Source organism: uncultured Desulfobulbus sp., from assembly GCF_963662935.2.
Classification (GTDB): domain Bacteria; phylum Desulfobacterota; class Desulfobulbia; order Desulfobulbales; family Desulfobulbaceae; genus Desulfobulbus.
Genome location: NZ_CAXXTL010000001.1, coordinates 839,245 through 857,055 on the forward strand (window position 1 = coordinate 839,245; position 17,811 = coordinate 857,055).

Below are 17,811 nucleotides of genomic sequence, written 5' to 3' on the forward strand. Positions count from 1 at the left end.
ATATTCGGTAACGTTTCTTTCTGATCACGTACCATTAAATATTCCGTATGTCTTTATCGGCTGGCGACCTGAAAAAGCTTTAGCGAAAAAGAAAATCTTTTTGCCTATCAATAAAATGTCAAAAAAACAGAACATTAGACATCTTCTCTCTCTCAATTGGAACAGAAGAACAACTGTCCAGGCAACTTCTTCGACCAAAATAGTATTGTAATAACAGGTGGATGAACACTTGACCCGTGAGTCTTTGCACCAATAAGCTTAATTTTAAGGGGAGACCGGTCGATAAGACGTGGGAGACAGGGATTGCTTTTTTGTATGCAGACGGGAAGGGATGATACGCATGGAATACATGATTCAACCAAACGATGCCGCCACCAATGCTACCCGCCAACTTGAAGCGGGCAGTAAAACGCGGAAAAACAATCGTCCCGAGGCGAAAGACTCGACATCGTTGCGCGGCTCATGGTCAAACGCCGCATCAGGCCTTTCAGTGCAGTCCAACTTCCAGGATTTTCTGGCACAAGAAACCGCCCTCCAATCCTCCCGGAAAACCGCCAATCAGGCAGAGGCCGGTTCTTCTAAAACAGCTGCGACACAGCAGACAACCGATGGAACGCACGAGATCGTGCACATCCTGCAAAAGGGGGAAACCATCTGGGAGCTGGCAAGGGAAAAATACAAGGTCGATCCGGCGGAGATTCTGCGTTGCAACAAGATCGACAACCCCAACAAACTCAGGGTCGGGCAGCAGATTCGTATCCCCACCGAAACCCAAGGCGGTTTGACTGGCGCCTCGGAGAAAGTGGTTGCCGGTTGGTACGGAGAGTACCACCAAGGCCGGCTCATGGCCAACGGCGAGCCGTTTGACATGCATGGCGCCACCATCGCCCACCGCGACATACCCATCGGCGCCGAGGTCGAACTGGAAAATCCAAAAACCGGGGAAAAGGCCAGGGCCGTGGTCACCGATCGGGGTCCTTATCATCGGGGCCGGGATGTCGATCTCAGTTATGGCCTGGCCCAACGCCTTTCCATCGCCAAACAGGGTGTCGGCAATCTGAAAATGCGCGTCCTGTAAGCGCCCTCGCCCCCCCTTTTCTACTGCCAGGAACAGCCGGTTGAATTCACCCAAGAGCAAGCAGACTATCGGCCAGCACGCAATCTTCCACCTGCGCCCTATCAGGCAAGGTGCTATAATCCCCTAAAATTCCGACCAGTTCCCCAATACACCACCGCCACTCTTCAATGGTGAAGAGTTTTCTCCGTTCAGCAACTACCCGCAATACACAATCGTTCTTTCGTCCTGCCTGATTAGTCTCTATCCGGTTTGATCGTTTGAGTCGCCTTCAAAGCCTGGGACTTCGGCTCACGTGAATACCACAATAATCCCGCCGAACAGCCGATGATGCCGGCAATTTCCCACGGTTGCAGCGCCTCACCCAGCACAATCCAGGCCAGCAGGGCGGTGGTCACCGGCACAAAGGACATAAACAAGGACACGGTGATCGTGCCCAGATGACGGATGGCATAGGCCACGCAGACCAGAGCCAGAACATTGACGATGACGCCTTGATAAATCGCCTGAACCGCCATATCTTGCAAGGAAGCCTGAGAAAAACCAGAGGGGAAAAAGTACCACATTGGGGTAAAGAGTACCACGTTGACCATGGGCACAATAACCACCACGTCCTGCCAGCTCATGTGCCAGAGACGGATGCCGGTCATGTGAAAGGTGTAGCAGAGTGCGGCGATCAGGAGCAGGATAATCCCGGCCGTCCGGTCCACGGTGAACACCAAACCACCAGTCATGACCAGGTTGGAGAAAAAGATCAGGCCGATGGCGGCATAACGGTGGAAGGCAATTCGCTGCCGGAAAAGCAGCCAGGCGGCGATAGCCCCCAGCACGGGCAGCATGCCGTTGACCAGCACCCCGGCATGGGCAGCCCGCACCACCTTGAGCCCGTAGAAAGAGAGCATGGTGTAGGGGAAGCCAACACCCAGACCGACGACCAGGTACTGCCACATGCTGAACCGCCGCCAAGGATAACGAAGAATCAGGGGTGAAACCGCAAGAAAGGCTGTCCAATACCGCAAGAGGGTGATATCAGCCGGTTGCAAGAGGGAGTGGACACCGTGGCGCGAGAGCGTGATCCAGCCGGACCAAATGAAGACCACGGCCAAGGCGGCCAGGTAGGGTTTAATCGTTTTCATCGCAGGCAGCATTACTCCGGATTATTCCCACCCGCAAGCCTTTCGCGGTCGCTACCGGGCGACGGCGTAGATCAAGAGCTTTTAACCTGCCACACGAGGAGTTTAAACAATGAGCCGACTTCTGGGACAACCCCATGCGCTCACCGCGCTCCGTTTCGACAACCGCTTCACCCGTGAATTACCCACCGACCCTCTGAGGGAAAACCGACGACGCCAGGTCCACGGTTCCTGTTACTCGCGGGTGGCACCCGTCCAAACCGTAGGGCCGCAACTCGTTGCCTATTCGCGGGAGGCGGCAAATCTGCTCGACCTGACGGAAGCGGAATGCCGCTCCGAACTCTTCACCCATATTTTTTCCGGCAATCAGCTGCTCCCGGGGATGGATCCCCATGCCGCCTGCTACGGCGGCCACCAGTTCGGCAACTGGGCCGGACAGTTGGGCGATGGTCGGGCCATCAATCTGGGCGAAATCGTCAACAAGCAAGGACAACACTGGACCCTGCAACTCAAGGGCGCCGGCCCGACCCCCTATTCCCGCACCGCCGATGGCCTGGCGGTGCTGCGCTCCTCGCTCCGTGAATTTTTGTGCAGTGAGGCTATGTTTCACCTGGGTGTGCCGACGACCAGAGCTCTGAGCCTGATCCTCACCGGCGAAACAGTGGAACGCGACATGTTCTACGACGGTCACCCAGAGGAAGAACCTGGAGCCGTGGTCTGCCGGTTGGCGCCCTCCTTCATCCGTTTTGGCAATTTTGAACTCTTTGCCGCTCGAAATGAGCTTTCCGTTCTGCAGCATCTGGCTGATTTCACCATTCGCACAGGTTTCGCCCATTTGGGCGAACCATCCCCCGAGGTGTACGGCCGCTGGTTTGACGAAATATGCCGGACCACCGCCTCCCTGATGGTCCACTGGCTGAGGGTTGGCTTTGTCCATGGGGTGATGAACACCGACAACATGTCGATCCATGGTCTGACCATTGATTACGGGCCCTACGGCTGGCTTGAGGATTACGATCCCACCTGGACCCCGAACACCACCGACGCCCAAGGCCGCCGCTACTGCTACGGTCGGCAGGCCACCATCGCCCACTGGAATCTGGCGCAACTGGCCAATGCCCTCTATCCGCTGATCGGCGCAACCGAACCTCTGGAGCAATCCCTGCGCGACTACACCCGCCATTTCGAACAGGGCCGGCAGGCGATGATGGCGCACAAACTCGGGCTCGCCGCCTTTGAACCGGAGCTGGACCGACCGCTGATCGAGGATCTGCTGCGGCTTCTGACTGAGGTAGAAACGGACATGACCCTTTTTTTCCGGCACTTGGCATTGGTGCCAATGGAAGCTGCAATGACCGCCGAGGATCGGTTTGCACCCCTGCATGAGGCCTTTTACCAGCCGGAACAACTGACGCCGGCTTATCGGAGTCGGCTGTCCTCCTGGCTCGACCGGTATAGCGAGCGGCTGCGCCGCGACAACCGGCCCGACGACAAACGAAGGGAGCAGATGAACGCGGTCAACCCAAAATACGTATTGCGCAACTATCTGGCCCAAATGGCCATCGACAAGGTGCTGCAGGGAAATTATTCCTTAGTGGAGGAACTGCTGGAGGTTTTGCGCCATCCCTACGACGAGCAGCCGGGCAAAGAACGGTTTGCCGAGAAACGGCCCGAGTGGGCCCGCAACCGGCCGGGGTGCTCAATGCTGTCATGCAGCTCCTAGGGAAGGCCAAGGAAAAACTATCCTGAATGCCAAAGAACTGTTACATGTAACCAATTCAATTAATTCGAATAACAACCGGACACCAATGAACTGATAGACTGATAACGTAGCATAAACAGAAAGCGGCAATCCTTGAGCTCAAGGATTGCCGCTTTCTTTTGTCATCAGCACAACCCGCCTCCAGACACAATGTTACAGACGAACACTTCCACGACACAACACCTACCAAAAAACAGCTAACGTTACGCAATCACAATAAAAACAACATCACCTCCCCGTCGATACCCATGACAGAGAGGATCTGTTCATGCGGAGTGGCTGCAACAAGCAGGAGTTCCCGGAATCGCCCCCTCTTGGAACATGCTCTTTCTCTCCAGGACGGAGAGTGCTGTTGCACGGATGCGCTCAACGGCCGACGGTTTCGCCGCTGGCCATGTCACCGGAACATCGGCACCGATAAGGCTCACCAATGACAGCCCTTCGGTAACGGCCACCGGTTTAAGGGGTAGGAAACATGGGACTTTCCAGCGCGTTATATACAGCGATCAGCGGCTTGCAGGGCAGCTCGCAGGCCATGACCGTCACCGGCAACAACATTGCCAACAGCAACACCGTGGGGTTCAAATCCAGCTCAACGGTCTTTGCCGATCTACTTTCGGCCAATATTGCCAGTTCCAGCGGCAATTCCCAGATCGGCCGCGGCTCCCAGGTACAGACCGTCCAGACCTGCTTCAGCCAAGGCGGCTTTGAGTCAACCGAAAGCGGCACCGACATCGCCATCGAGGGCAGTGGTTTCTTCATCGTCAGCGATCCGATGAGCGCCACCAGTCTGTATACCCGCAACGGTAACTTCAGTTTTGACGACGATGGATATCTGGTCACCGCCGACGGCTTTCGGGTGCAAGGATCGTCCTACAATGCCGACGGCATCCTTGCCAGCGGCAACCTCAGCGACATCCTGGTGGACTTGGTTTCACAAATCGAAGCCGAGCCGACAGAAAATGTCACCCTGCAAACCAATCTTGATTCCAACTCGGATATCCTCACCGGCTTTGACATCACCGCGCCTGAGGACACCTCCAACTATGCCACCACCACCACAGTCTACGACTCGCTGGGAACCTCTCATCTGCTCACCTGTTATTTCGCCAAAAACGCCGACCAGCAGTGGGGCTGGCACCTGACCGTTGACGCCGATGATGTAGGGGGAACAGCGGGCGTGGTGCAAGAGATCGGCACCGGCGCTCTAGAATTTGACGAAAACGGCAATCTCTTGACCGGTGGGGCGGCCGCAATTGCCGCACTGACCTGGGATAACGGCTCGGCCGCCCAGAACCTCACCTACAACTTTGACACCACCCAGTTTAACAGCGATTCCACGGTGTTTTCTCAGGATCAAGACGGCTACCCCTCCGGCGAGGTGACGGATGTCGACATCGCTGCCGACGGCACGGTGAGCGTCATCTATTCGAACGGCGAAACCATGGCAATAGCCATGATCTCGCTTGCTACCTTCATCAACGCCGATGGACTTGATGCGGTGGGCAACAGTCTTTATTCGGCAACTTCTGAATCGGGCTCGCCAACCATCGGCTACCCGGGCGCCACCCAGGGCAACCTGATCACCCAAGCGCTTGAACTCTCCAATGTCGACCTGGCCACCGAATTCGTTGACCTGATCACCATCCAAAACGGGTATTCCGCCAATTCCCGGGTGATCACCACCATCGATGAAATGATGCAGGAACTGTTAAACATCAAACGATAAGCCGGGAGCACGAACAGCATGAATACCGAGCGCGCAGGTCTTAAGCAAAACCTTAAAGCCCTTGACGACCTTCTTGTCCGTGAGCGGCACGCCATCATTCATCTGCGGGTTGGCCAGATGGTCGAGATCCGGCGGGATAAAACGCGATTGCTTAAACTGTTGCACCAGGTCGAGCAGTCCGTCGACGAGGAGAGCACCGGATTGATCAAACGGATAAAGATCAACAATGAACGCAACCGGATGCTGCTGGAGTCCGGTCTGCAACTGATCGGCACACTGCAGGACAACGTCTTCCGTCGCCTGGCCCTGACCTATGCCGCCCATGGCCGTTCCCTCAGCATCGGCGCAGGACCTCACCTACTCAACCGGAATGTCTAGCCGTGAGCAGCCTTGATCACCTCGCTCTATACCGGGGCCAGCGGCATCTTCACCAGCCAGACGGCGGTTTAAATCACCGGCAACAATATCACCAATGCCGGCACCGAGGGGTATTCACGCCAGATCGCCAACGTCAACAGCTCCACCCCCTTGACCCAGGGTGACCTGACCTACGGCACCGGCAGCTCAGTTGATTCCATTGACCGGGTCAGCGACAGCTTTGTCACCAAGCAACTGGTTGCCCAGAGCGCCACCTACGGCGAATACGAAGCGGCCAGCACCCCACTCGCCGATATCGAACAGATCCTTGATATCAGTGACGCAAGCCTGTCCAGCGACATTAACAGTTTTTTTGATGCCTGGGAGGAGTTGAGCACCAACCCGTCCGGAACAGCGGAACAGCAGCAGGTTATTCAAGAAGCAACCAATTTGGCGGATCATTTCAATCGGATTTCTCAACAGCTAAGCGATGTGGTGAACAGCATCAACACTAGCATCGAATCGGCCATTCCTGATCTCAATGATCAATTGCAGCAGGTCGCCAATCTCAACCAGTCGATCATGCAAACCGTGCTGGCAGGCGGCAATGCCAACACCCTGCGCGACGAACGCGATCTCCTGGTGCAGCAGATCAGTGAAACCTGCGGCGCCACCACTTACGCCGACGGCAAAGGCATGATCTGCCTGCAACTGCAAAACGGATTACCGCTGGTCACCGGCAATGTGGCATCGACCTTGACGACCACCAAGGTCGATGGCCTAACCCAGATATGCCTTACCAGCGGTAACACCACTTATTCTCTGAACCATGAGGATGTCGGAGGCGAACTTGAAGGATTACTTAATGTGCGGGATGTGACCATTCCGGAATTTCAAAACGACATCGACCGGTTGGCTTATAACATCGCCACCGACATCAACAACCTGATCGCCACGAATGGCGGCATCGATCAGAATGGCGACCCGGCCACCGACCTGTTCACCCTGATATCTCCCACCGATCCCCTGGCAAACGCCTGGGACGGCGCCGCAGCCTCAGTCGCGGTTGCCTTCGACGATGTGGCCCTGATCGCCACCGGCACGACCGGTTCAACCGCCGACAACAGCCTCTGTCTTGCAATCGCCGCTCTCCGTGAAACTACCAGTCTCAACGGGGCGACCTATACCGAGGAGTTTGCCCGGATTGCCGCCAATGCCGGCCTGATGGTGAAGAGCAACGAACAACGCCTGAGCGCCAGTTCCGATCTGATGACTGAGCTCAGCGCCAAACGCGATTCCATTGCCGGTGTTTCCACTGACGAGGAAATGGTCTTGCTCATCCAGTATCAGGCCGGTTACGAAGCCGCCTCCAAATATATTTCCATCGTCAAGGAAATGCTCGACACCCTTCTTATGATGTGAGGTTGACCATGATCATCACCAGAGACACCACTGCCTACCGAAACCTGCAGGCCAACCTCCGCACAACATCGACAACGCTCAATCAGTTGTACATTAAATCATCGACCGGCATCGAGGTGGCCAAGGCCTCGGACAATCCCTCCTCGGTCGGATCGATCATCAGCGGCCGCAGTGACATCGTCAAGGGTGAACGCTATGTGGAAAATTGCAAGCATGTCCAGGACAGCCTTTCCGCGGCGGAAGTCTCGATTGACTCCATTGAAGCACTGATGACCAGAGCCAAGGAAATCGCCGTGGCCGGGGCCAACGACAGTCTGTCAACGTCGGACAAGGCGACTCTGGCCGACGAAGTCAGCCAGTTGCGCACAGAACTGCTCGATCTGGCCAACACCCAGGTGGATGGCAAATATATCTTTGCCGGTTACAACGATCAAACCCTGCCTTTTTCCGGCACTCCGATTGCCTACGCCGGCACCAGCGATCATCAGAAAATCGAGATCAGCCCTGGTGCCACGGTGGCTAAAAACATCACCGGCGAAGAACTGTTGATGGATCCGGTTAATCTGTTCACCACCCTGGAGGACCTGCAAACCGCCTTGACCAGTGGAGACAGTGCCAACGTCTCCGCCCAATTGACGCCACTGGAGGAGGCCGCCGAGCAAGTCCGCACCCAGCAAAGTTCGCTTTTGCTGGTGGAGTCGATTTTATCCCGGCACCAGGACGCCGATTTCACCGAAATATTGTCTGAAATTGCCAAGATGGAAACCTCGCTGGAGGCCACCATGCAGGTCACGGCCAGGGTTTCCTCGCTCAGCCTGATGAATTATTTGTGACAGGGCAAAACAACCGATAAACAAGATGAGCGTTCTTGGACAAAATGTTGCGGGTTCCACGCTTATTCCAGAATTTTGCAATCAGAAAGAATATCAAGATCTTTATTGTAGACCGACGTCTCTATTTCCACCAGACCGAGCATGGTATGGAACAGATTGGTATGGGAAAAAGGTTGATTCACCTTCTTGCGGAGCGCTTTTTTATCGATTTTGAAACTGTCACCAAACCAAAGAACAGAGGCAATGTGTTTTTGGCTGTCCGGTGCCATGGCATAAGGCAGCCCATGCAGGTAGATGCCGAATTCGCCGAGGGATTCGCCATGATCGCTCATATAGACCATGGCGGTTTCAAAACGACTGGTGTTGTCTTTCAGCAAATTAATGACCTTTTGCAAAAAATAATCGGTGTAGAGGAGAGCATTGTCGTAGGTGTTGCCGATCTCCTCGTTGGTGCATTCATCCAGTTGATTGGTCTGGCAGGTCGGGGTAAAGTGTTCAAAGGCTGCGGGATATCGTTTGTAATAGGCAGGCCCATGATTCCCCATCTGGTGAAGGACGATCACAATATCCCCTTGTTGGTGTGTATTGATGTAGTCTTGCAGACCGACCAGCATCCCCTCATCCCGGCATTCAACATCATCACACATCGTATTGATTGCCCGTTGCTTATAGTCCTGATACAGGACCCTGAACGCCACGCCTTTTGAGTCTGAGTTGTTATCCCGCCACAAGACATGCACTCCGGCATGCTGCAAAACATCGAGGAGATTTTCGTTGGTTGCCCCTTTGCGCTCGTCGAAGAGGTCGCGCGGAAAATTGGAAAACATGCACGGCACGGAATAGGCAGTTGAGGTCCCGCTGGAATACATTTGGGTGAAGGAGAGGACATCCTCCTTTTGCAGGAGAGGGTTGGTTTGACGCTGGTAGCCGTTGAGCGAAAACCGGTCTGCCCGAACTGCCTCACCCACCACCAGAATGATTAATTCCCGGTCTTTATCCGTTGCCGGAATTTGAGCATCCAGGCCCAGGGGACGAACAGCATCCTTGGTGGTGTAGAAGTTTTTGTTGATATATTTTCCGATGGAATAGAGCACGTAGGTGGGGTTGGTATAATAGCGCAACGGTTTATGTTCTCTAAAAAAAGAAGCATAGAATTTACTAAACACAAGCACCAGGGCAAGCACAACCACCACAGCGAGCGCTGCCGTCTTGATTTTAGCCAGGAGAGCTCTTTTCCAGGGCATGGATTCAATCCGGATCTTGTAGACCACAATGGAGGGAAGCACTCCCAGGAGCGCGCAATACCACAGCAATTTGACACTGAGCAGATCGGCCGTTTCCTTGAGATTGGTCTGAAACACATTCTGCAGCATGGTATGATCGATCACCACACTCAAATTGTCCATAAAATAAGCGGTGACTGATGCTGTCAGCAGGAAAAGAATTAAAACCGGCTTGGTCGTATACTTCGAACTGAGCAGGGTCAAAACAAGCAGGATTATAGCTGCCAGTCCCACCACAAGGGAGATCAAAAAGCCACTATTTTTCAGGGTGAAGGGGTAGACCTCAACCACATGTTGAAAGAAGGAAAAGTTGCTAAAAAGAACAAGAAAGATGGCGCCGGAGAGATTAAGTTGTGTTTGGGTAGTTCTCATTTCTGCTGAAAATAAGCCGTAGTTAGAAGTGGGTGCTTGAGGTGGTCGGGGTTTGTGAGACATCCTGAGGTGTGAAATAAGCAATGTTGCTTTTATTATACAGTTACAGGCCTCAGGCTGCCTTGCTCAATTGTTCGATTCGTTTTGAATAAGCCTCATTTGGAGTCTGCTTGTCAAGTGACGAATGTTTTCTTTTCTCATTATACCAGCCGAACCAGGAAGTCAGATCCTTGACAAGCTCAGTTCCCGTTTCGTATGACTTCAGGTAGATCCTTTCGTATTTCAGGGTGCGCCAAAGTCGCTCGATAAAGATATTGTCCTTGAATCGTCCTTTGCCGTCCATGCTGATTTTGACGTTCCAGGCCTTGAGGACTGAGGTGAACGCTTCGCTGGTGAATTGGCACCCCTGATCAGTATTGAATATCTCAGGAGCGCCATATTTAAAGAGAGCCTCTTTCAAAGCCTCAACGCAAAATCTGGTGTCCAGAGTGTTGGATAGTCGCCAGGCGAGAACCTTTCTGGTGGCCCAATCCATGATCGCGATCAGGTACATGAAACCCCGAGCCATAGGGATGTAGGTGATGTCAGTCGCCCACACCTGATCGGGCCTGTCAATGGTCACTCCCCGGAGCAGATAGGGATAGACCGGATGCTTCGGCTGTCGCCTGCTGGTGCCCGGCTTGGGAGCTAAAGACTCGATGCCCATGACCCGCATTAAGCGACGGACACGACCTCTTCCCACCACGAGTTCGGGAGTTGTGAGGTGATCAGCAAAGGAACGGCTCCCCATCCAGGGGTGCTCAATATAGAGTTTGTCTATCCGGGCCATCAGTTCCAAATCACCAACACGTAGACCGAAGCCAAGGCCGCGGTAATAGTTGGAACGAGGCAGTCCGAAAAGCTGGCAGCAACGCTGAACAGAAACTTCAGGATGTCCCATAGCGATCACCTGTTGTTTCTGCGCCCGGCCAAGTTCAGACCGGGCAGATTGGCTAAAAAATCGTTCTCAACCTTGAGCTTGCCGATCTGACGGTGGAGCTCGGCCACTTCGGCCTCATGGTTGACTTCTTTCTTCTTGCCCTTGCCAAAAAGCTCAGAAGCGTTCTTGGTCAGATCCTGCTTCCAGCGGGTGATCTGGGTCGGGTGAACCCGGTACTCAGTAGCCAGTTCAGCCAGAGTCTTGGACTCCGACAGTGCGGCCAGGGCTACTGTGGCCTTAAATTCTGCGCTGTGACGTGGACGATGAGGTGGGTTTGACATTGAACTTCTCCTTGCAAAATAGGTTGGTTCATTGCTTATACACCTGTCTCAATAATCGGCACCTCTTCAGCTCAACCGAACAGATAAATCAAAAATGGAGAATTCATACCATAGTTCCTTCTATCTTGAGCAGCCATTAAAAATGACCGGCAAGGGGTACGAATCCTTAACAAGGGGATTGCGCTAGTGTACTTTTCCTGTGCGGTAAACATGGTTTTCCCTTCTCTTAAGCAAGGCTCTCTGAGCCTCCCTGGACAAGGGCCTCTCATTGAATGGGGCAAGGACTCCAATTTTAAAAGGAATTACCATAACCTTGATGAAGAAATGATGAATGGCGTTCTTCGTTCACTGGACTTCATCATTTCTTCATCTGCCAAAAGGTATAGAACGAGTTAAATGTTGGCAGGGGTAACAAGAACGCCACAGGGAGGACGAGATGCGAGTGTTGATTGTGGATGACGAGCCGGAGTTGTGTGAGCAAATCGCGCTGATTCTCAGGCAACAGCAATATACAGTGGATACTGCCGGTGACGGCACCCTTGCCTTGGAAAAAATCTTTACCGATCCCTACGACCTGATCGTGCTCGACATTATGCTCCCGGAAAAAGATGGCTTTGCGGTCCTTGAGGAGTTGCGAAGGAAAGGGGTGACCATCCCGGTGTTAATGCTGACCGCCAAGGGCGAAGTGGCCAACCGGATCAAAGGACTTGATTTGGGTGCTGACGATTACCTGCACAAACCTTTTTCCATGGCCGAACTCCTGGCCCGGATCAGAGCACTGTTGCGACGCAGCCATGAGCAGACAAGTCCCCTTCTGACTATTGACAATATCCGTCTGAACACCAACACCCGGATCGTCACCCTTGACAACGAGCCGATCAATCTCACCCCAAAAGAGTTCTCTCTGCTCGAATTTCTTTTCTACAACCGCAATCGGGCAATATCCCGCTTCAACATGGCCGAACATGTCTGGGGTGAAGCCTTCGACCCCTTCACCATGTCCAACAACATCGACGTCCACATCAAGAACCTGCGGAGAAAACTCGACGACCAGGCAGGGCAAATCATCGTCACCATCCGTGGGGTTGGTTACATGGCCAGAGACGAGCAGGCATGAAAATCCGTACCCGCACCACCCTTTGGGTCAGTTTGGCCGGGCTGATATCGAGCTCGGTCCTTTTCTTGATTGTGTTCTTCTGGGGGCTGGATACGCCCTATGAATTTCTCGATCAGGAATTGGAGATCCGGGCCCATACCCTGGCTGACGAACTCGGGAGAGAGCTGACAGCCGGCGTACCGGTCGGCGGCGAAACACTGGAAAAATTTTCCCATCTCTACTGGACCCGAATTTATGATGCAAAAGGACAATTGGTCTTTGCTTCCCGGATGGCTCAGGAGATTCCCTTGCCTATGAAAGCGGGGGACAAGGGGTATCTTATACGCACGGACATCCCCCTGAATCAATTTTATAGCGGCGAAAATGACGAACCCACGACCTTCTGGAACAGGGTGTTTACCCTGCCGGTAAGTGGCATACCCTATCAAATGCACGTTGCCAGGCCGGTAGAAAACCTGATGGAGGAATCGATCGAAACGGCGTTCATGATCGCATCAGCGCTACTGGCCACGGCCCTGACTCTCATCGTGGTCGGCTATCAAGTGGCCGGCAAGATCTTGCGTCCAGTGCAGGAGATCAACGAATTAACTGCCGAAATTACTGAAAAAACCTTGAAAAAAAGGATTCCACTTGCCGGCAACCACGACGAAATCGATGATCTAGCCACCTCGCTCAATGAGATGTTCGACCGGCTGGAGTATTCCTTTCTCCAGCAAAAAGAATTTATTGCCAATGCTTCCCACGAGTTAAAAACTCCCATCACCCTGTTGCGTCTCTCCATGGAGGAAACCTTACAGGATGAGCACCTACCGGTTGCTCTGCAGGAAAAATTGCTGGCCCAGGAGAACGCGCTGTCCCGTATCAGTCAGCTCGTCAAGAACTTGCTCGACCTCTCTCGGTTAGAACTGTCTGAACTGCTCGAAAAAGAAACCTTTTCCCTGGACGACTTGATCACCTCCGTGGTCGAGGAGTTTCAGCTGTTGATGCAGGAAGAGCACCTCAACTTCGTGAGCCAGCTTGGTGGTGCCCTCTACCTCCATGCGGACCGAGAAAAAATCCGCAGGATGCTGATCAACCTGCTGGACAATGCCATTCGCTACAATCAACCAAGGGGCGAGATCGTCTGCCGGACCGAAATGGACGAAGGGCAGATCGTCCTCACCCTTGCCAACACCGGTCCGGGGATCGAACCTGCCGATCAGGCACGCGTCTTCGACCAATTTTATCGTTGTGAAAAATCGCGCTCCACTGCCCGTGGAGGCTCGGGCCTCGGCCTGACCATCGTCAAGCGGATTGTCGAACTGCACGGCGGCAGCATCGCCGTGGAGAGCTCCTCACCAACATGGACCACCTTTGCGGTAAAACTCCCCACCGGTCCCCCTCTCTAGCAGAGATTTCTAGCTAATTCCGTTGTTCTCGATCAAATGGGGAAATCCGGCGAATCGTTTGCCGGCCTTGCTCTGCACACAAACTTTGACGCGATTATCCGGCCAGAGTTGCTTTTTTTACAAATAGGCATGCTGAGTAAAAAGAGTAAAGGCCGTTTGATAATAAGCGGCGGCAAGATCGGCAACTGCGTTGTCGTCGGCAATCGCCTCAAGACGATTTTCGCCGAGACGACACCTGTAGGTGTGGAGAGTGTTGTTCAACCCGAGAACAGCCAGTTTACCGTCCTGATAGAGGGCGACATCGTGGTTATGATTAAAAAGCAGGACCCGAGACTGTTCGTTTGCGGCTAACACATTTTGGCCAAAAAACGGCGCTTGATAGGGAAGCCCCAATAATCCCAGGACTGTCGGGGCGATATCGATCTGACTGATAGGGCTGGCAACTTGTTGGGGTTGGACATGCCCTGGTGCCATAATTAAGAGCGGAATTTCGTAACTTTGCAACGGAATCTTTTCGCTGCCGTACACCCTGGCGCCATGATCGGCAACAACAACGAACAAAGTGTTCTCGTACCATGAGGCGTTCTTGCTCTTTTCAATAAATTCGCCCAGGGCATAATCAGCGTACCTGACACCGTCCATGCGGTTCCCACCATGCGGTCTCACACCGTCGATGCCGACAGGAAAGGTGTACGGCGAGTGGTTGGATGTGGTCATGATAATGGAGAAGAACGGCGCGCCGCTCGCCTCCCGCTGATCAAAATATGTGCGGGCATGATCAAAAAGATCCTGATCCGACACACCCCAAATGTTGGTGAACCGGGGATTTTCGATATCCAAACGGTCACTGACCGCATAGCCGTTACCGGCGTAGAATGTTTTCATGTTATCAAACTGACTGAATCCACCGTAGAGGAAGCTGGTGTGATAGCCATTCTCCTGCATGACTGTTCCCCACGTTGCGATGTGGTCATTTCCCGGTCTCTTCACGATGGATTCGCTGGGTATGGGTGGAAACGAAGCAGTGATCGCTTCAAGTCCGCGCACCGTTCGCGTGCCGGTGGCGTAGGCTTTGTTGAAGAACACCCCCTGCTTGGCCAGTCTATCCAATTCCGGGGTCAACCGGGCGGCTGAGGTGGCCATGGCCGCATCAATATCAAGCCCTTGGCCGCAAGCGTCAACCTGCTCGCAACCCATCGATTCCTCAACAATCACCACCACATTCAATTTTCCTAACCCCTGATTAGACCCAGCACTGACACGACTAATATCAGAAGGGTTAGCGAGCGATCTGCTGGTGTCTGTTGCCAATTCTTTTCTCAAAAGGTTAGAGAGTGTCTGCGGATCACCGGTTCGATAAAAGGTGTTGTAGTCAAGATGGTTAGTACGTAATGCTTCAAAAAAACTACTGATTCCATCAGCGGTTATTTCATTGACGACCCGGTTTTTTGAAAAATCAAGGCTGTGGGTTGAAAAAATAGAAAGACAAAGGACGATGATCACCACATGCGCCATGAGCCATTGGCTCCTTTTTGATAAGGATTGAGGAGGAGCGCAAGTCTTCGTCATTTTGTTCCAGCAGATGCCCAGCATGATACTGGCGTAGACGGCTACAATAAAAAAAATAGGAATAATATGGTATGACTCGATTATATTTCCAAAAACTTCGTGAGGATAAATAAGATAATCAACTGCTACCAAATTGAATTTCGAACTGAATTCCTTAAAGAAATAATACTGAATGACCGCCATGTACATCATGGTGAAAAAACCTGTCCAGGCGATGAGGGCTGTCAATATCCTTCCAGGTAAGGATTGATGGAATTTGTTGGAAACAAGAAAAAAATACAAGGATAGTGGCATAAAAAGAAAGCAAAGGGTTATTAAATCATTAATTACCCCAAGGCTGACAGTTGGCACTAAGGCGATCACCGAGGCACCAGCCGAAGTTCCGAAGACAAAGAAAAGAACAAGCCGCAACAAAAAAGAGACACTGAGGTAAAAACAACCCAGAGTCAATAAAATCTTGATTCGTGTATCAGCAAGAATGACTCTGAAAAAGCTTATCCAAATGAGTCTCTGTAACAATGATCTGCTGGAACTCTGTATTTCCGGAAATGGTGGGTGAGTAGCAAGCATCTGTATCTCCATGGAGGATTAAGTGTTGCAGTCTTATACTCCACCTTCCATGAAGAAATGATGAACGAGGTGAGGATGTCCGCCTCGGTGAGGTCTTTTTTGTTCATAGGCGGCACATTCAATCATTTCGTGTTCCTGCCCAGTGCACGACTGGCTCCGGTAAAACAGGTCTTCAGGTAAAATGTACCTGACAATCTGTCTGGATAGGAAAACGAGATACATCACATTTCCAACCTGAGGGCTCGTTTACCATGTCTGCATAAAGAAACGCTATGCCACAAGAGAGGCTTTCCCAAATGACCTCGACGAAAGCAGCGACCTTCCTTCTTCCTCCTTGACTAAGCCGCTGGCAACATTTCGTGACAAACGAAATATTTTGTTCCTTTTTCACGACAAAACAGTAGAACGCTTGACTATCTCGCCATAATAATTTCGTCATTTTAAGGCGATAATTAGACATAGATCAGTTTCTCCTTTTTCATTGGAAAAAAACACCAAGGGAGGTGAACATCATGTCGACTATCTCCTCAACGAGCACCGGTACGGTCACCTTCGCGGGGCTAGCCAGCGGGGTCGATACCGATTCCATTGTCGATTCGCTCATGGAAATCGAGAGCGCCCCCATCACGACGATGGAGGACAAGCAGACCTATCTTGAGACCAAAAAGGACACCTATGATGAGTTCAACACCCTCCTCGAGAGTTTTTATTCCGCGGTCACAGGGCTGAACAATGAAAACGATTTGAATTCGTTTGAGGTGACCAACAATGGTTCGGAATATTTTTCCATCAGCACCACCAGTCTTGCCGAGGTAGGCTCCTATTCGGTGGAGATTGTCAGCCTTGCCCAGCAGCAAAAGGATGTCAGTGCCAATTACGTTGCCGACACCGGCACCACCAGCCTGAGTGGTACGCTCCAGATCGGCGACCAAAACCTGGATTATGACAGCGCAACCCTGAGCGGCTTAGTGGACCAGATCAATGAAGGCACCTATGGAGTGACCGCTTCGATGATCGACGATGGCACGGGTTCCGGCTATCGCTTGATGCTGACCGCCGAGACCGCCGGCGAGGAGCTTGAGATCATCGGGACCGGGAGAATTGAGATGGACACTGCAACCGATGGGCATACGGTTGATGGCTCCCTGGCCCATTTAGTCGTCGATGGAGTTGATTACTACAGTTCGAGCAATACAGTGACCAATGCATTTAAGGGATCCACCATCACCTTGATGGCAGTGAGTAAAGATGGCGCAGTCACTCTCAACATCAATTCAGATGCCCAAGACGTGATCTCCACCCAATTGCAGGAGATGGTCGACGCCTTCAATGCCATGGAGACCTTTATAGACACCATTGAAGCATCCGACTCTACCTTGGCCCGTTCCATGATATCGGTGCAACGCAGCCTGCGCAATTATATGACCAGCAGCAGTTTTCTCTCGCTCGGGATCCAGTCGGACTGGGAAACCGGAGAATTGACCTTTGATACCGATATATTCGATGAAGCATACGACGAGGATGCCGATGCGATGAAGGTGGCCTTAATGGGCGATGATGACAACGAGGGAATTATGAGCAGACTTGACGATTATTTAACGGAACAACTCAACTCCACCACCGGATTTTTGGTGACGAAAACAAATTCAATTGACAAACAAGTCTCCGCCCTGGATGACAAAATCGATTCAATGACCACCCGGTTGGAAAAACGGCGGGCAACGCTGGAATCCCAATTCGCCGCCATGGAAACTCTGGTCAGCAGCCTCAATTCCCGTGGTGATTATCTGACCAGTTTCTTTGAGAGCTTCAACTCTACCTCTTGAGCAACAGGGCTGCCCTGCAAGGATTAAGTCCACCCCTGCTTCTGCCATTTCTTGAACATGAATTCGTTTGTAACGCTACTTTGCACAGCTTAACGAATTCTTTACAGAAGGATCG

The 17,811-nt window shown here is 52.5% G+C and carries 13 protein-coding genes; 9 read left to right on the top strand and 4 right to left on the bottom strand.

Annotated features, from left to right (window positions below):
- Positions 1-340: 340 nt before the first annotated feature.
- Positions 341-1,078 (top strand): RlpA-like double-psi beta-barrel domain-containing protein, encoded by a 738-nt coding sequence (locus ACHZCX_RS03625; protein ID WP_319585865.1) that lies wholly within the window; start codon positions 341-343, stop codon positions 1,076-1,078.
- Positions 1,079-1,311: 233 nt separating this feature from the next.
- Here ACHZCX_RS03625 and ACHZCX_RS03630 read toward each other — a convergent pair whose 3' ends face one another.
- Entirely contained in the window at positions 1,312-2,211 is a 900-nt protein-coding gene (locus ACHZCX_RS03630; protein ID WP_319585866.1) for a DMT family transporter, read from the bottom strand.
- 109 nt (positions 2,212-2,320) lie between these two features.
- On the opposite strand from ACHZCX_RS03630, the gene ACHZCX_RS03635 reads away from it, so the two are divergent.
- The 5 genes from ACHZCX_RS03635 (at position 2,321) to flgL (ending at position 8,311) form a co-directional block, all read left to right on the top strand.
- Positions 2,321-3,931, top strand: coding sequence for a protein adenylyltransferase SelO family protein (locus tag ACHZCX_RS03635; protein ID WP_319585867.1), 1,611 nt, complete (start codon positions 2,321-2,323; stop codon positions 3,929-3,931).
- A 514-nt stretch (positions 3,932-4,445) separates the two neighbouring features.
- On the top strand, positions 4,446-5,699 hold the full coding sequence (locus ACHZCX_RS03640) for a flagellar hook protein FlgE (RefSeq protein WP_319585868.1): 1,254 nt from the start codon (positions 4,446-4,448) through the stop codon (positions 5,697-5,699).
- 18 nt (positions 5,700-5,717) lie between these two features.
- Complete coding sequence (locus ACHZCX_RS03645) at positions 5,718-6,077, top strand: hypothetical protein (RefSeq protein WP_319585869.1); 360 nt, start codon at positions 5,718-5,720, stop codon at positions 6,075-6,077.
- Positions 6,078-6,149: 72 nt separating this feature from the next.
- Positions 6,150-7,478, top strand: a complete 1,329-nt coding sequence (gene flgK / locus ACHZCX_RS03650) for a flagellar hook-associated protein FlgK (RefSeq protein ID WP_319586058.1) — start codon at positions 6,150-6,152, stop codon at positions 7,476-7,478.
- Between the two features lie 8 nt (positions 7,479-7,486).
- Positions 7,487-8,311, top strand: coding sequence for a flagellar hook-associated protein FlgL (flgL, locus tag ACHZCX_RS03655; protein WP_319585870.1), 825 nt, complete (start codon positions 7,487-7,489; stop codon positions 8,309-8,311).
- A gap of 62 nt (positions 8,312-8,373) precedes the next feature.
- Here the strand turns inward: flgL and ACHZCX_RS03660 are convergent, their stop codons facing one another.
- Together ACHZCX_RS03660 and ACHZCX_RS03665 are read right to left on the bottom strand one after the other, a co-directional pair.
- Positions 8,374-9,966: a phosphoethanolamine--lipid A transferase gene (locus tag ACHZCX_RS03660; RefSeq protein WP_319585871.1), complete on the bottom strand. Its 1,593-nt coding sequence runs from the start codon at positions 9,964-9,966 to the stop codon at positions 8,374-8,376.
- A gap of 112 nt (positions 9,967-10,078) precedes the next feature.
- Positions 10,079-11,226 (bottom strand): IS3 family transposase gene (locus ACHZCX_RS03665; protein WP_319585211.1). Its coding sequence is split into 2 segments (ribosomal slippage): positions 10,079-10,968 and positions 10,968-11,226, totalling 1,149 coding nucleotides; the frame shifts between segments, so codons are not numbered across the junction.
- A gap of 436 nt (positions 11,227-11,662) precedes the next feature.
- Here ACHZCX_RS03665 and ACHZCX_RS03670 point away from each other — a divergent pair.
- Positions 11,663-12,343, top strand: coding sequence for a response regulator transcription factor (locus ACHZCX_RS03670; RefSeq protein WP_319585872.1), 681 nt, complete (start codon positions 11,663-11,665; stop codon positions 12,341-12,343).
- Positions 12,340-13,731: an ATP-binding protein gene (locus tag ACHZCX_RS03675; RefSeq protein WP_319585873.1), complete on the top strand. Its 1,392-nt coding sequence runs from the start codon at positions 12,340-12,342 to the stop codon at positions 13,729-13,731. Before ACHZCX_RS03670 ends, ACHZCX_RS03675 begins: the two co-directional genes overlap by 4 nt.
- A 117-nt stretch (positions 13,732-13,848) precedes the next feature.
- On the opposite strand, the gene ACHZCX_RS03680 is transcribed toward ACHZCX_RS03675, so the two are convergent.
- Positions 13,849-15,870, bottom strand: coding sequence for an LTA synthase family protein (locus tag ACHZCX_RS03680; RefSeq protein WP_319585874.1), 2,022 nt, complete (start codon positions 15,868-15,870; stop codon positions 13,849-13,851).
- Between the two features lie 512 nt (positions 15,871-16,382).
- Here ACHZCX_RS03680 and fliD point away from each other — a divergent pair.
- On the top strand, positions 16,383-17,696 hold the full coding sequence (gene fliD / locus ACHZCX_RS03685) for a flagellar filament capping protein FliD (protein WP_319585875.1): 1,314 nt from the start codon (positions 16,383-16,385) through the stop codon (positions 17,694-17,696).
- Positions 17,697-17,811: the final 115 nt, after the last annotated feature.

Bases quoted from the DNA above. Each gene is read 5' to 3' on its own strand.
- ACHZCX_RS03625 (WP_319585865.1), top strand. From the start codon at position 341: ATGGAATACATGATTCAACCAAACGATGCCGCCACCAATGCTACCCGC.
- ACHZCX_RS03630 (WP_319585866.1), bottom strand. From the start codon at position 2,211: ATGAAAACGATTAAACCCTACCTGGCCGCCTTGGCCGTGGTCTTCATT.
- ACHZCX_RS03635 (WP_319585867.1), top strand. From the start codon at position 2,321: ATGAGCCGACTTCTGGGACAACCCCATGCGCTCACCGCGCTCCGTTTC.
- ACHZCX_RS03640 (WP_319585868.1), top strand. From the start codon at position 4,446: ATGGGACTTTCCAGCGCGTTATATACAGCGATCAGCGGCTTGCAGGGC.
- ACHZCX_RS03645 (WP_319585869.1), top strand. From the start codon at position 5,718: ATGAATACCGAGCGCGCAGGTCTTAAGCAAAACCTTAAAGCCCTTGAC.
- flgL (WP_319585870.1), top strand. From the start codon at position 7,487: ATGATCATCACCAGAGACACCACTGCCTACCGAAACCTGCAGGCCAAC.
- ACHZCX_RS03660 (WP_319585871.1), bottom strand. From the start codon at position 9,966: ATGAGAACTACCCAAACACAACTTAATCTCTCCGGCGCCATCTTTCTT.
- ACHZCX_RS03670 (WP_319585872.1), top strand. From the start codon at position 11,663: ATGCGAGTGTTGATTGTGGATGACGAGCCGGAGTTGTGTGAGCAAATC.
- ACHZCX_RS03675 (WP_319585873.1), top strand. From the start codon at position 12,340: ATGAAAATCCGTACCCGCACCACCCTTTGGGTCAGTTTGGCCGGGCTG.
- ACHZCX_RS03680 (WP_319585874.1), bottom strand. From the start codon at position 15,870: ATGCTTGCTACTCACCCACCATTTCCGGAAATACAGAGTTCCAGCAGA.
- fliD (WP_319585875.1), top strand. From the start codon at position 16,383: ATGTCGACTATCTCCTCAACGAGCACCGGTACGGTCACCTTCGCGGGG.